Source organism: Candidatus Thiodictyon syntrophicum (assembly GCF_002813775.1).
Classification (GTDB): Bacteria; Pseudomonadota; Gammaproteobacteria; order Chromatiales; family Chromatiaceae; genus Thiodictyon; species Thiodictyon syntrophicum.
On the sequence record NZ_CP020370.1, the window covers coordinates 1,165,338 to 1,179,116 of the forward strand.

Below are 13,779 nucleotides of genomic sequence, written 5' to 3' on the forward strand. Positions count from 1 at the left end.
TTCGCTGCGCTCTACCCATCCTACGCGCCTACCCGCCGCGGACCATCTCTACCGCCATGGCAATCGCCGCCCGCAGGCTCCCCAGGTCGGCCCGGTCGGTCCCGGCGAGGTCGAGCGCGGTGCCGTGGTCCACGGAGGTGCGGATGATCGGCAGCCCGAGGGTGACGTTGACGGCCTGGCCGAAGCCCAGGTGTTTGAGTACCGGCAGGCCCTGGTCGTGGTACATGGCGAGCACCGCGTCCGCGCCGGTCAGGCGCTCCGGGACGAAGGCGGTGTCGGCGGGCAGCGGGCCTTGCAGGTCCCAGCCGCGCCCGCGCAGGGTCTCGAGCACTGGGGTGATGACCTCGATCTCTTCGTGCCCCAGGTGTCCGCCCTCGCCCGCGTGGGGGTTGAGTCCGCAGACCAGGATGCGCGGCGCGGGGATACCGAAACGCGCGACCAGGTCACGGTGGAGGATCTCGATGACCTGGGTCAGCAGGGGGGCGGTGATCGCCGCGGCGACCTGACTCAGGGGCAGATGGGTGGTGACCAGGGCGACGCGCAGACCGGGCGTGGCGAGCAACATCACCGGTTGCGCCGCGCACTGCTGCGCCAGGAACTCGGTGTGGCCGGTGAAGGGGATGCCGGCGTCGTTGATGATGCCCTTGTGGACGGGCCCGGTGACCAGGGCGTCCAGGGCGCCGGTGAGACAGAGGTCACAGGCGACCCGGAGCGTCGCGAGCACATAGGGGGCGTTGGCGGGATCGAGTCGGCCAGGTTTCACGGCCGCGGCCAGCGGGACCGGGCGCACCCACAGGGTCCCCGGCGGGCTGGGTTCGCGGGGGCTGTCGGGCTCATACTCCAGACAGGTGAGCGGCAGCCCGAGCGCCCGGGCGCGCCCGGTGAGCAGCGCCGGGTCGGCGACCGCGACCAACTGGGCGGGCTGGGGCGTCTGGATCAGGCGGACCAGGAGATCCGGGCCGATCCCGGCTGGCTCCCCCGGGGTCAGCGCGAGCCGCGGCAGGACCGGTGCCGTGCGCCCGGGCGGGCGCCGTTCAGGGCTTGACGCGGGCGCCATCTTGACGCACCTCCACATAGGCCTCGTCGCGCAGCCGTTTCAGCCAGGCATCCGTCGCCTCATCCCCCTTGCGCCGCTGGATCGCCTCCCGCGCCTTGATCCGCAGCAACTCCTCGGTGGTGTCCTGGGTGCGGCGTTCCTGCACCTGCATCAGGTGCCAACCGAAGGGGCTCTTGAACGGCTCACTCACCTCACCGATGGCCAGGGCGCTCATGGCCTTCTCGAATTCCGGCACCGTGTCACCCGGGCTGACCCAGCCCAGCTCGCCGCCCTTGAGCGCGGAGCCCGTGTCATCGGAGTGGGCACGGGCGAGGTTCGCGAAGTCGTCGCCGCCGACGATGCGGCTGCGCAACTGCCCGAGGCGGGTCTTGGCGTCCGCATCGGAGACCATCTCGCTGGTGCGCACCAGGATGTGGCGCGCCTTGGACTGGGTGACGTTGCCCGGGAGCCCGCCCTTGATGTCCGCCATGCGGATGATGTTGAAGCCGGTGGGGGTGCGGATCGGGTCGGTGATGTCGCCCTTGGCCATGGTCTGGGCGCGATCGGCCACCAGGCTCGGGACGGCCGCCATCTCGAACCACCCGAGATCCCCGCCCTCCAGGGCGGTGCGTCCCTCGGAACTGGCCGCCGCCACCGCGGCGAAGTCGGCCCCGCCGCGCAGTTTGGCCACCAGTTGTTTGGCCTTGGTCTGGGCCGCTTCGACCTGGGCGGGGCTGGGCTGATCCGGCAGGGCGATCAGGATGTGCTGGAGCCGCACCTGCTCGCGCGGCATCAGTTTACCCTTCTCCTTTTCCAGGAAGCGCGCGATCTCCTGGTCGGTGACCTGGATACTGCTCATGACCTCCTGGCTTTGCAGCCGGGCGGTGATGATCTGCATCCGTGTGTCCTCACGGAAGTCCTCGAAGCGGACCTGGCCGCTCTCCAGCGTCGCCTTGAGCTCCTCGATGGTGAGTCCGTTACGGCTCGCGATCCCCTGGATGGCCGTGGTCAGGGCGGCATCGTCCACCTTGATGCCGAGTTGCCTGGCGCGCTGCTGCTGGAGCCGCTTGAGGATCAGTCGCTCCAGGACCTGCTTGCGCAATTGCTCCGGCGGCGGCACCGGGGTCCCCTGCTGCTGGAGTTGGGGCACCGTCACGCTGATCTCATGGGTCAGCTCGCTCTGCACCACCACGTCGTTGTTGACGACGGCGACGATCGAGTCCAGCGGCTCGCCCGCCGTCGCGCGCGACCCGGCAGCGCCCAAGCCCAGGCCGAGCAGTCCGGCGACCACCCACGTCAGCACCGTCGCGGCGCCGGGAAGCGGTCCCGGCCGGGCACTGTGTTCAGTCCGAGTCATAGCCATAGCCATAGATTCTTTGTTCCAGGAGTTTATCGATCTTGTCGCCGAAGGAGCCCAAACCTGCAAGCTCCAGTTCCAACATGACGCTGGTATTGCCGACGCTGGTCGCGCTGGTCTTTAAGTGACGCCCGAGGAGCCGTACCCGCCAGCAACAACGACCGAACTCGATGCCGGCGAAGGCCTCCACGGTATCGTCCTGCAGCAGCGAATAGAGCCAGCGCCCGACCACCCCGACCCGCGGGGTCAGCGGCAGGCGGAAGGAGAGGTCGGCATTCTCGTAGCGCTCGGGCTCGCTCGCGCCCAGGCTGTAGCGATAGGACAGGTTGACCACGCGATCATCGCCCGGGGCATAGCGCAACTGCAACACGCGCTGCTCCCACTGGTTCTGCGCGAGGTGCGGGTCCCACTGAAAGCTGGCGCGGGCGAGCCAGCCCGCGGCCGGATTCACCGACAGTTCACCGGCCACCGAGGAACTGGAGTTCTCCTGCGCCGTCACCCCGGTGAGTTGCACCCGGCGCGGGGCAAAATAAAGGATCTGACCCAGGCTGGCCCGGAACCACTCGCGGCCGTCCTCCCCGCCCAGGGTCCGGGAGGTCAGGCCGATGGTGAGTCGGTTTTCATCGCCGATACGATCATACCCGGTGAAGCGATTGGGCCGGAACAGGCTGGCGTAACTGAAGGTCAGCAAGGTGGTGTCGAACAGCGGGGTGTCGGACTGATCGGCGTAGGGCGTCAGGACATAGTACAGGCGCGGCTCCAGTGTCTGCAGCACCGACTTGCCGAACCAGTTGGTGTCGCGCTCGAAGATCAGCCCGGTATCCAGGTTCAGGCTCGGGATCACGAAGGATTGCTGGGCCGGCGTCCCCGGCGCCTCGTTGTCCAAGGCGTAGCCGGTGGCGTAGAGACGCAACTGCGGGATCACGTAACCGAAGCTGCGGCGCAGGGGCAGGCGCAATGAGGACAGCAGCACATTGCGGCTTCCATAGACCTTGGCGGGGTTGTAAAAGTAGTCGTATTGGTCTTGAAAGGTAAACTCCGCAGGCCCCCAACGCAGCGGCGTCAAGTCCAACTGGACATGGGGGCGTTGCTCATAGGGGCGGTTGATGGGCAGGACCCCCGGGGCGACCGTCTGGAAGTTCTGGACCCAGCCGGATACGCTGTAACCCTTGGCGGCATAAGTGATAGAGCCGCGCTGCACCAGGTTGACCAGGCTCGTGATGTCCAGATTGTTGCCGAAGTCCGTGAGAAATTCGTCGTCGGACACCGCGCTGTAATCGATATTGGTCGACCAGCGACCGCCGAACACGGCGGACTCGGTCAGCCGCTGGCCCCAGCGCACGCCGGCCTGTGGGTTCTCGTCATCGTGGGGCAACACCTCGCCGGTGTACTCGGCGCTCCCGAACTTCGTCAGGCCCCGTATCTGGGCGCCGAGCATCAGGCCCCGGGTGCTCATGTACCGCGGGTAGAGGGTCGCGTCCAGATTGGGGGCGATGTTCCAGTAATAAGGCAGGATGATATCAGTGCCGGTGTTGTTGCCGGACCCGACTTGGGGGATCAGGAAGCCGCTGCGCCGCCGGTTATCGATCGGGAAGCGCAGGTAAGGGGTGTAGATCAATGGCAGGTCACCGAGCTGCAGCCGGGCGTGACGGGCGGTACCCATACCCTCCACCTGATTGAGTTCCAGGTCGCGGGCACGGATAGACCAATCGGAATACCCTGGGGGACAGGTGGTGTAGACCACATCCCGATAGCGACTGATCTCCCCGGGCAGGAGGTTCGCCGTGGCGGCGGTGCCGCGCACGTTGATGGCACCCGAGAGGCGGTAATGGACGTCGTCGAGCTGACCCTGCTTGGTTTGCAGGTTGTAGTTGGCGGTGTCGGCCTGCAGGCGCGCCCCCGGGTAGTCGAGATAGACCTTGCCGGCCGCGTTCGCCACGCCGCTCTTGCGGTCATAGCTGGAGTGGTCCGCCTCCAGGCGTTGGTCGCCCTGGATGATCACGACCCCGCCCTGCAGTTGGACGACCTCGCGGTCGCGGTCATAGTCGGCCCGGTCGGCGACGACCTCGACCGGGACCTGGGCGTCGGCCGCCGGTTTGGCGCCCTTGCCGACGCCCAGGCCCCACTTGCCGCCGGGGCGCTTGCCGGCGACGCGCAGCCCGCACTGATCCCAGGGCAGCCCGGCATAGAGCCGCTCGTAGTCGTCGCGCGGGGCCGCCACCGGCAAGGCACCGAGCGCCGCGTCCACCCGCGGCGTATCAGCCGCCGGCGGGCTGGCCCGGTCCAACGGCGGCAACACCCAGGGCGAGGGGCCGCTATAGTCCTGCCGCGCCGGGTCCACGACCACGGGGATGGGCAGGGTCAGGTGCGTGGACTCCGGCTCCTCGCCCGGGGGCCAGGCGGGCGGGCGGGGCGGCTCCACCGGCGGCGGGGGCGTCGGCGGCTGGGCGGGGATCGGGTCGGCCGCGACCGCGGGGGTGCCGCCGGGGGGCGTCCCGCCGAGCGCACCGGCGGGTGGGGGCACCTCGGTATCCGGGCGCGGCAGGGGCTCGTCACCCGGGACTGTATCGGGCTCGGTATTGGGTTCAGTCTTGCTTTGCGGGGCGGCTGGTACCGGGCCGGGGACCGCGGCGGCGCCGTCCGGGTTCCCGTCCGCGCCGTCCGCGGGTCCCGCGCCGGGTAGCGCCGCTGACCCCGCGGCGGGCGGCCCGGCGGCGGCCACCCCCACGAGGGTCTCCGCGGCCCGGCAATCCCAGGTCTTGCCCCCGCCCGCGACGATCCCGGCCGCGCCGACGGGTCCGGCGCAGTCCCACGGGCTGTCCGGGGGACCCGCGGCACGGGACCCGCTGAACGCGGCAAGGAGGAGGGTGAGCGCGACGGCTAGGGGACGCACGATAATAGGGTTGTCGGCGCGGATCGGTTCCCGCGGGGCTACCATGGTACCCGGTTCCGCGGCGCCGTCGTCACACAAAGCGCCGACCGGCTCCTTGGGGGTTGGGATTTAGCCGCAACCGTGTCACATTGCGCCGGGATCGGCAATCGGGGGGTCTGATCAGAACTGATGTGTTAACTTACATATCGTAGGGTACGCATCGCGTACCCTACAACTACCGGACGTTCTCACGGACCGGGCGTCGTTGTCGTTGTCGTAATCGAATAATCCGACCACGATTACGACAACGACAACGACAACGACAACGACAACGACAGCGTACCCGGGCTCTCGCCCACCACCACCAGGAGTTCAGTTTGAGCGAACGGCACGACTTGTTGAGACAATGGCTGGTCGCGGTCCTGGGCCGGGACGACTTCACGCTGGAAGCGGCCAGCGCCGATGCGAGCTTTCGCCGCTACTGGCGGGCGCGTTACCCGGGCCACACCCTGGTCCTGATGGACGCCCCGCCGGCCCAGGAGGATTGCGGCCGTTTCGTGGACCTGGCGCGGCGCCTGCGTGCCATCGGTCTGCACACCCCCGAGATCTTTGCCGAGGACCGGGCCCGCGGCTTCCTTGCCCTCTCGGACCTGGGCGACCGACTCTACCTGGCGGAACTCGACGCCCAGAACGCCGACCGGCTCTACGCCGACGCGCTCGCCGCCCTGGCGGTCATCCAGGCGCGCGGCCCCCAAGAGGGCCTGCCGGTCTATGACGCGCCCTTCCTGCTGCGCGAGCTTGAGATCTGCCGCGAATGGTTTCTCGGCCGCCACCTGGGGCTCGCACTCTCACCGGGAGACCAGGCCGACTGGGACGGGGCCTGTGAATCCCTGGTCGCCGCCGCCCTGGAACAGCCCCGGGTCTGCGTCCATCGCGACTATCACTCCCGCAACCTGATGATCACGCAGGCGCCGGGCCCGGGCATCCTCGACTTCCAGGACGCCGTGGTCGGACCCGTCACCTATGACTTGGTGTCCCTGCTCAAGGACTGCTACATCCAGTGGCCCGCCGCCCGGGTCACCGGCTGGGCCCTGGGCTATCTGGACGGCGCCGTCGCCTCCGGCCTGCTCCCGGCGCTGGACCCCGACCGGTTCATGCGCTGGTTCGACCTCATGGGCGCCCAACGGCACCTGAAGGCCTGCGGTATCTTCGCGCGCCTGCATCACCGCGACGGCAAACCCGGCTACCTGAACGATATCCCGCGCACCCTGGGCTATGTCCGGGAGGTCGCCGCCCGCTACCCGGAGCTGGCCGACCTCGACCGGCTGCTGACCGGGCGGGTGGTTCCGGTGCTGTAGCGGTTTGAATCATGCGGCCGAAGCATCGGGAGCACCACCGCACCGCACGTATCGCCTGGCTGCGCGCCGCGGTCCTGGGTGCCAACGACGGGATCGTCTCCACCGGCAGCCTGTTGCTGGGGGTGGCCGCCGCCCATGCGGCCCCGGAAACCCTGCTCGCCACCGGGATCGCGGGCCTGGTGGCCGGGGCCATGTCCATGGCGGCCGGGGAGTACGTCTCGGTGCACTCGCAGGCCGACAGCGAGGCGGCCGAACTGGAACAGGAGCGCCGGGAACTCGCCGCCGACCGCGGCGGCGAGGACCGCGAACTCGCGGCTATCTATGTCGGGCGCGGGCTTGAGCCGGCCCTGGCAAAACAGGTGGCGGAACAGCTCATGGCGCATGACGCACTGGGGGCCCACGCCCGGGACGAACTCGGCATCACCGACACCTTCAGCGCCCGCCCGATCCAGGCCGCCCTGGCGTCCGCCGCGAGCTTTGCGGTCGGCGCGGCCCAGCCGCTCCTGGTCACCGTGCTTGCGCCCGGCGCCTACCTGATCCCCGCGCTGGCCGGTACCTCGCTCGTCTTCCTCGCGGTGCTGGGCGCCTTGGCCGCCCGCGCCGGCGGGGCCGGGATGGCGGTCGGCGCCCTGCGCGTCACCTTTTGGGGGGCCCTGGCGATGGCGGTCACGGCCGGGGTCGGCGCGCTCTGGGGGACGACGGTGGCCTGAACGGGCCGGCACCCGAATGCCCCGTCCCGCCCCGGGGCTCAGGCCTCGTCGTCCAACTCCTGGGCGAAGCCCTTGGGCGGCGGGGTCCAGCCCCGCTCGGTGCGGTCGTGCAGGTCCCGGCGGTCGGCGTTCAGGGCGTCCTGCAGCGAGCCGACATAGGCGCGGATGTGTGCCTGCAGGGCCAGATTGCGGGCGATGTCCGGGTCCTGGTCCCACAGGTCGTACATGCCGTCCAGGCCCTCGGACTGATGGCGGCGGAAGGCCCGGGTCATCCGCTCCACCTTGTAGGGGTGGAACCCCAGCCGCCGCAGGGCCGCGGCGCCCAGGCTGAGAGAACCATGGTAGACCTCCCGCAGCGCCACGTCGGCCCCCGCCTTCTTGAGCAGATACATGTGCCCGACGTCATAGGCACGGGCCAGGATGCGGACCTGCGGATAGGTCCGCCGGACATACTCGACCATCTCCACCGCCCGGTCCTGGTCGTCGATGGCGACGATGAAGAGCCGCGCCTGCGCGATCCCGGCCGCGTGCAGCAGGTCCGGGCGGGAGGCGTCCCCGTAATAGCTCTTGATGTCGAGCTTGCGCAGCAGGTCGATCTGCTCGGCCCGGTGGTCCAGTACCACGGTGCGCACCCCGGCCGCCACCAGCAGGCTGTTGACGACCTGGCCGAAGCGGCCGATCCCGGCGATGACCACCGCCCCCTGCTCATCGATGGTGTCCGGCGCCGGCTCGTCTGCGTCGGTGCGCAGCCGCGGGGCGATCAGGCGCTCGTAGAGGATGAAGAGCGCCGGGGTCAGGAGCATGGACAGCGCCACCACCAGCGACAGGGTCCGCGCGAGCGCCGTCGGGATCACGGCGTTCTGCACGCAGAAGGCCAGGAGCACGAAGCCGAACTCACCGGCCTGGGCCAGGCTCAGGGCCACCAGCCAGCCGTCCCCCGCCGGCAGCCGGAACAGCCGCGCCAGTCCCAGCAGCACCGCCGCCTTGAGCCCCATGACCCCGAACGTCAGGCCGAGCACGGTGGCATAGTCGGCGAACAGGATGCCGAAATCGATCCCGGCCCCGACGGTGATGAAGAAGATCCCCATCAGCAGGCCCTTGAAGGGCTCGATGGCGGATTGCAGTTCGTGGCGGAACTCGCTGTTGGCCAGCACCACCCCGGCCAGGAAGGCGCCGAGCGCCGGTGAGAGGCCCACCAGCGTCATCAGGAGCGCGGTACCGATGACCAGCAGCAGGGCGCTGGCGGTGAAGACCTCGCGCAGCCGCGAGTCGGCGATGAAACGGAACAGGGGCCGCGACAGGTAGTGACCGCCGAGCACCACGGCCGCGATCGCCCCCAGCACCACCAGGGCATAGCCCCAGTCCGGCAGGCCGGCCACCAGCGTGGCGGTACCGTGGGCGGCCGGCGCCGCCCCCGCGGCCGCGTGGCCGGCGGCGTCCCGCCAGCCGCCCGGCCGGGCCAGCAGCGGGATCAGGGCCAGTACGGCGATGACCGCGATATCCTGGAACAGCAGGACGGCAAAGCACGCGCGCCCGCCTTCGGTCTTGGTCAGGCCCTTTTCGCTCAAGGTCTGGAGGACGATGGCGGTGGACGACATGGCGAAGACCAGCCCAATGGCCAGCGCCAGGCCCCAGTAGCGCCCCAGCGCCACGGCGCCCGCGGCGATCAGGAGCGCGGTCAGGCCGACCTGGAGACCGCCGAGCCCCAGCAAGCGCAGCCGCATCTCCCACAGGCGCTGGGGCTCCAGTTCCAGGCCCACCAGAAACAGCATCATCACCACCCCGAACTCGGCGACCTGCTGCACGTCCTGGGTCTCCCGACCCACCAGACCCAGGCCCAGCCCGGGACCGATCAGGATGCCGGCGATCAGATAGCCCAGCACCGAGCCCAGCCCCAGCCGGTTGGCCACCGGGACCGCCAGCACCGCGGCGGCGAGATAGACGAAGGCGATGAACCAGATACCGTCCATGCTCAGGCACCCCGCAGCAGCGTCGCCAGGTCCGCGTTGAGCGTGGTCCGGGAGACCGCCGCCGCCAGGTCGAGCCGATCCTCACGCAGGGCGGTGAGCACCCGCACCCAGTCGGCCACATGGCCCGGCATCCGCCCCTCATCGACCGCGGTGCGGGCACCGAAGAGTGCAAAGGGCGGCAGGTAGACCATGCCGCACAGGCGCGCCATCTGCTCCAGGGGGTGGAGCAGTTCGCGGATGGTGAAGTGGTTGTAGCCGGCGGCGCAGTAGGCGGCCTCCGGACCGCCGGCGGTCAGGGCATTGAAAAACAGCTTGCCATTCAGGGCGCCGGCCCCGATACCGTAGGCAAAGCCGTGTTCCAGGACCAGGTCCTGCCACTCCTTCAGGATGGCCGGGGTCGAGTACCAGTAGAGCGGGTGCATGAAGCAGATGACCTCATGGCTCAACAGACGCGCCTGTTCCCGATCCACGTTGATCTCGAAGGTCGGGTACTCGGCATAGAGGTCCACCAGGGTCACCCCCTCCAGCGAGGCGGTCGCCGCGGCCAGGGGCCGATTGGCCTCGGAGCGATCCAGCGACGGATGGGCGAACAGGATCAGGATGCGGCGCCCGGCGAGCGCCCCGTCCCCCCTGGATAAAACCGGCGCCTGCGACGGCATGGTGCCCCCCCGGACAAGTGACTGTGTGACTCAGGGTACAGGATACCCAAGGCGGGCGGTCGGGAAAAGCGCGTTGAGCCGCGTCCAGGTGCGGCCCAACGTCGTTGCGGGCAAGCAAGGCGCGCGGCCTCTGCCAGGCTCAGGAGTATCCCCGCGGCACTGCGGCGGGGTGCAAGCCCGGCGAAACCTATCATGCGCCCGCGGACAGGGTCACCGCCATTGAGTTACGCCTCACGTCCGGTCCGGTCTGGGAGCGCCGCACCCCAGTGCGGCGCGATCTCGCAGCCAACCCCGGCGGTACGGCTTGAGCGGAGACCACGCCGCACTGGGGTGCGGCGCTCCCAGTAGCCGTTGCGGATTGACCAAATGGCAGTGAGGCTGCAGGATTGGGTAGAGCGCAGCGAAACCCGTCATGCGCCCAACGGGCAGGGTGGATAAGACGCGCGGCACCGAGCCGGAAGGGTCCGGGCCCGGTGCGCGCCGCATCCACTCGCCGAGAGGTCGGCGGTCCGCACAGCGGACCCTACGGGCAGCATGGCACGGCGATCCCCATGCCGCCGGGCGGGGGCGAGCGTCGCACTACGGTTTTGTATTACAACACGATTGTAGCGCCGCTGGCGGGAATGACGATCCAGGCCGTACGACGCATGCTCGCCCCACCGCCGTCTTGAGCCCCGAAGGGGCGCCACATACCAGCCCAGGGCAAAGCCCTGGGTCAGATGGATGGGGGATTCAGCCCTGAAAGGGCGTGACAGAGGACCGCAGGCGATGTTTGTCCGATCGCGAATCGGCGCCATGAGACCCAAGGCGTTCCACTATCGCACCGGCCGCTCTGGAGCTGATCGCCGCCACCCGCGAAGTCCGCGGCCATGCGCTCACCCTGACGCTGCTCGGCGGCTACCTCGCCCACGCGCACTGGGGCGACTGCCGCCAACGCGACCTCGTGGATCTGGCCGACGCCGACGAGACCCAGGGCGGCCACGCCTTCCGGGTCATGGCTGCCTACGAGACCTGCTTCGGACGCGCGGGCGGGCAAGGCGCCCGGGAACTGGCCGCCCTGCGCCTGCTCGGGTTCTTCGACCGCCCGGCCGCGGCCGGCTGCCTGGCCGCACTGCGGCAGGCGCCGCCCATGGCCGGGTTGACCGAGCCACTGTTCGTTGGCTCCAAGCGCTTTCTCGGTCTGGGGACCAAATACACCCCGATGACCGAGACCGACTGGAATCTGACCCTGAGTCGACTCAGCGACGGCGGACTGATCGAGCCGCCCCCCGCGGACCGGACGGGGCGCGAGGCCCCCGCCATCGACGCCCACCCGCTGGTGCGCGAGTACCTGGGCAAGCGCCTGCACGAGGCGCACCCGGACGCCTGGCGTGAGGGGCACCGGCGGCTCTATGAATATCTGAAGGCGGGTGTCCCCGAGCGCCCGGACGGGATGGCCGGGCTCCAGCCGCTCTACCAGGCGGTCGCGCACGGGTGCCTGGCGGGGTTGCAGCAGCAGGCGTGCGAGGAGGTCTATCATGAGCGCATCGGCCAGCGCACGAACTTGGCCAATGCACTGCAGCAGCAGGGCGAACGGGGGCCGGCACTCGGGTGCTTCCGCGAGGCCGAGACCATGCAGACGGAGCATCAGCCCCAGTACCCGCAGATCTACTCGCTCCCGGGCTACCGGTATTGCGACCTGTTGCTGGCCGGACCCGAGCGCACCACCTGGCGAGCCTTGCGCGCCTTGTGGGAGCGGCTTCAGCCGCGACGCGAGGTCGCGGCAACCGGTGAGGCCCAGTCGCGGCCGCAGCCCGCTCCCACAGGGCCTCGGCATCAGGTTGCCGGTCAAGGGGCGGCGTCGCGATGATCGGGTCTCGCTGCAGGCTGCGGGCCAGGACCTCACTGAGGTCGATATTGAAACGCCAATGCAGGGCGGGGTATTCATCGAGATCAACCTGTGGGAGCGCAAGGCGCTGCCGGAGACCAAGACGGTCGAGTCGGACCGGAACGGCTGGCTCGCCCGAGTCGGCGGCGGCGGTCGCCGTCTGTCTGCGCTATTTCGACGCGCGCTAAGCGCCGCCCGGGGGTTGACTGGCGTGCGTTCAGGTGTTATCGAGGGAAAGATCCCAGCCGGAGCCACCGCGAATGAGCAACCGACAATCGAACCCTGAACAGGGTCCCTTCCGCGCCGATCAACTGCGCGACGGCGACCGTTACGAGCTGACCAATGGCCACCCGATCTACTGCGCCCCGTCCGGGCGCGACCACGCGGGCCCGAACGCGACCGGTGCCGCGCTGCTCGACAGCGACCCGGACGTGCAGTGGACCGGGGTCGATGCCGGCTATTCCCCGGACCCCGGGACCCTGCGCGCACCCGATGTGTCGGTCGCGGGCCTCACGGGGGTACCGGGCGGGGACGGCGGCTGGATCCCCGAGGCCCCGCCGCTCGCCCTGGAATACGCCGCCCGCGGACAGGATGAGGCGGACCTGCGGACCAAGATCGTCGACCTGCTCGCCCACGGCACCCGCCTGGTGTGGGTGGTGCGCCTGATCGGCCCGCGCCGGGTCGAGGTCCATGCCCCGGGGCAGCCGATGCAGACCCGCGGGGTGGGGGAGCAGCTCTTGGCCCCGGGTATCCTGCGCAATCCGGTCCCGGTCGCCGCCCTGTTCGATCGTGCCGCCGCCCAGGACCTTATCCTGCGCAACCTCTTGCAGCGCCGAGGCTATGCGGACCTGGACGCTATCCATAAGGCAGGGCGGGAGGAAGGATGGGAGGAGGGAAGGAAGGAGGGACGGAAGGAGGGACTGGAAGAAGGACGGGAGGAAGGACGGGAGGAAGGTCTGGCCGACGCAATCCTGACCCTCCTCGCCGCCCGCGGCTTGGCGGTCGACGACACCACCCGCGAGCGCCTGCGCAGCACCCGCGACCCCGAGCGCCTGCGCGCCTGGCTGCTCGCCGCAGCCCGGGCCGACACCCTGGCCGGGCTGTTCGACGCCTGAGCGAGGTTATTGCCATGACTGACGACGTGCTCCGTTCCGAGCCCAACACCGCCCTGTGGATGGCAGCGGTCATTGATCGATGTGGCCGGTTTCGCGCTCCTGCGCGATGGGCTCGCGTGAGGACCCAGTGTTCGGCCGGGAAGCCGAGCAAATATCTCACGCCACGCTGACGCCGAAATGACCGCAGAGGGCCCGCAACCCACCCGCGAAACCCTGTCCCACGGCCCTGAACTTCCATTCGCCGCCGCGCCTGTAGATCTCCCCGAGGATCATCGCCGTCTCGGTGCCCTGATCATCCGGAAGGTCAAAGCGCACAAGCTCCACCCCGGTCTTCATGTCCGTGAGACACACAGAGGCCCCGCGGACCTGGCCGAAATCCTGTCGACGCGCATCATCCTCATAAATGGTGACGCCGATCACCAGGTGCTGGATCGCCGTCGGGACCAGGTCTAGACTGACCGAAAACGCCTCGCCCGGCCCTTGTTTGCCGTCAAATGAAACGGACCGGCACGCCGAGGCCACCTGATTGTAAAAGATCAAATCCTCGTCGCCCCGCACCTTAGCGTTGTCCGTCGTCATAAAGACGATGCCATCCAGTTCGATCGCGTCGCCCGCCGCCGTCCGCTCATTCCATCCCAGGCCGATCCGTAGGCGCTCGACACCGGGGTAGGTCCTGGACAGGGACAGATTCATTCCCTTGGTCAGTGCGACCACCAGTGGCGCCGCCTTCGCCGCAGGCGCCGGCCGCGGCCGTTCCACCACTACCGCCGGGTCGGGCTTCCCACAAAAGGGACAGAACCGGGTCGCCCAACCCAGCGATTCGTTGCAGAATCTG

General features: G+C 69.4%; 11 protein-coding genes. 5 read left to right on the plus strand and 6 right to left on the minus strand.

Annotated elements, in window-relative coordinates:
• Positions 1-28 precede the first annotated feature (28 nt).
• Genes pdxA through THSYN_RS05155 form a run of 3 tightly spaced genes read right to left on the minus strand, consistent with a single transcriptional unit; the run spans position 29 to position 5,286 of the window.
• The gene (pdxA, locus tag THSYN_RS05145; protein WP_100918187.1) at positions 29-1,057 is read right to left on the minus strand and encodes a 4-hydroxythreonine-4-phosphate dehydrogenase PdxA; all 1,029 of its coding nucleotides are present in this window, start codon (positions 1,055-1,057) and stop codon (positions 29-31) included.
• Positions 1,035-2,393: a peptidylprolyl isomerase gene (locus THSYN_RS05150; protein ID WP_100918188.1), complete on the minus strand. Its 1,359-nt coding sequence runs from the start codon at positions 2,391-2,393 to the stop codon at positions 1,035-1,037. The genes pdxA and THSYN_RS05150 overlap by 23 nt, the downstream gene beginning before the upstream one ends.
• Entirely contained in the window at positions 2,380-5,286 is a 2,907-nt protein-coding gene (locus THSYN_RS05155) for an LPS assembly protein LptD (RefSeq protein ID WP_236848798.1), read from the minus strand. Before THSYN_RS05155 ends, THSYN_RS05150 begins: the two co-directional genes overlap by 14 nt.
• 356 nt (positions 5,287-5,642) lie before the next feature.
• Between THSYN_RS05155 and THSYN_RS05160 the strand changes: the two genes are divergently transcribed.
• Both THSYN_RS05160 and THSYN_RS05165 read left to right on the plus strand, forming a co-directional pair.
• Positions 5,643-6,623: an aminoglycoside phosphotransferase family protein gene (locus tag THSYN_RS05160; protein WP_100918189.1), complete on the plus strand. Its 981-nt coding sequence runs from the start codon at positions 5,643-5,645 to the stop codon at positions 6,621-6,623.
• An 11-nt stretch (positions 6,624-6,634) separates the two neighbouring features.
• Positions 6,635-7,333: a VIT1/CCC1 transporter family protein gene (locus THSYN_RS05165; protein WP_100918190.1), complete on the plus strand. Its 699-nt coding sequence runs from the start codon at positions 6,635-6,637 to the stop codon at positions 7,331-7,333.
• Positions 7,334-7,371: 38 nt separating this feature from the next.
• On the opposite strand, the gene THSYN_RS05170 is transcribed toward THSYN_RS05165, so the two are convergent.
• Together THSYN_RS05170 and THSYN_RS05175 are read right to left on the minus strand one after the other, a co-directional pair.
• Positions 7,372-9,303, minus strand: coding sequence for a monovalent cation:proton antiporter-2 (CPA2) family protein (locus THSYN_RS05170; protein WP_100918191.1), 1,932 nt, complete (start codon positions 9,301-9,303; stop codon positions 7,372-7,374).
• Positions 9,304-9,305: 2 nt separating this feature from the next.
• Positions 9,306-9,962 carry an NAD(P)H-dependent oxidoreductase gene (locus tag THSYN_RS05175; protein ID WP_100918192.1) on the minus strand — a complete coding sequence of 219 codons (657 nt, stop codon included), beginning with the start codon at positions 9,960-9,962 and terminating at the stop codon, positions 9,306-9,308.
• Positions 9,963-10,905: 943 nt separating this feature from the next.
• Between THSYN_RS05175 and THSYN_RS05180 the strand changes: the two genes are divergently transcribed.
• From THSYN_RS05180 to THSYN_RS05185, 3 genes are read left to right on the plus strand one after another with little or no spacing between them, the layout of a single operon-like run.
• Complete coding sequence (locus THSYN_RS05180; RefSeq protein ID WP_100918193.1) at positions 10,906-11,811, plus strand: hypothetical protein; 906 nt, start codon at positions 10,906-10,908, stop codon at positions 11,809-11,811.
• Positions 11,783-12,115, plus strand: coding sequence for a hypothetical protein (locus tag THSYN_RS33450; protein WP_157817466.1), 333 nt, complete (start codon positions 11,783-11,785; stop codon positions 12,113-12,115). Before THSYN_RS05180 ends, THSYN_RS33450 begins: the two co-directional genes overlap by 29 nt.
• Positions 12,090-12,944 carry a Uma2 family endonuclease gene (locus THSYN_RS05185; RefSeq protein ID WP_100918194.1) on the plus strand — a complete coding sequence of 285 codons (855 nt, stop codon included), beginning with the start codon at positions 12,090-12,092 and terminating at the stop codon, positions 12,942-12,944. The genes THSYN_RS33450 and THSYN_RS05185 overlap by 26 nt, the downstream gene beginning before the upstream one ends.
• A gap of 156 nt (positions 12,945-13,100) precedes the next feature.
• Here the strand turns inward: THSYN_RS05185 and THSYN_RS05190 are convergent, their stop codons facing one another.
• Positions 13,101-13,637, minus strand: a complete 537-nt coding sequence (locus THSYN_RS05190) for a TerD family protein (RefSeq protein ID WP_236848799.1) — start codon at positions 13,635-13,637, stop codon at positions 13,101-13,103.
• Positions 13,638-13,779: the final 142 nt, after the last annotated feature.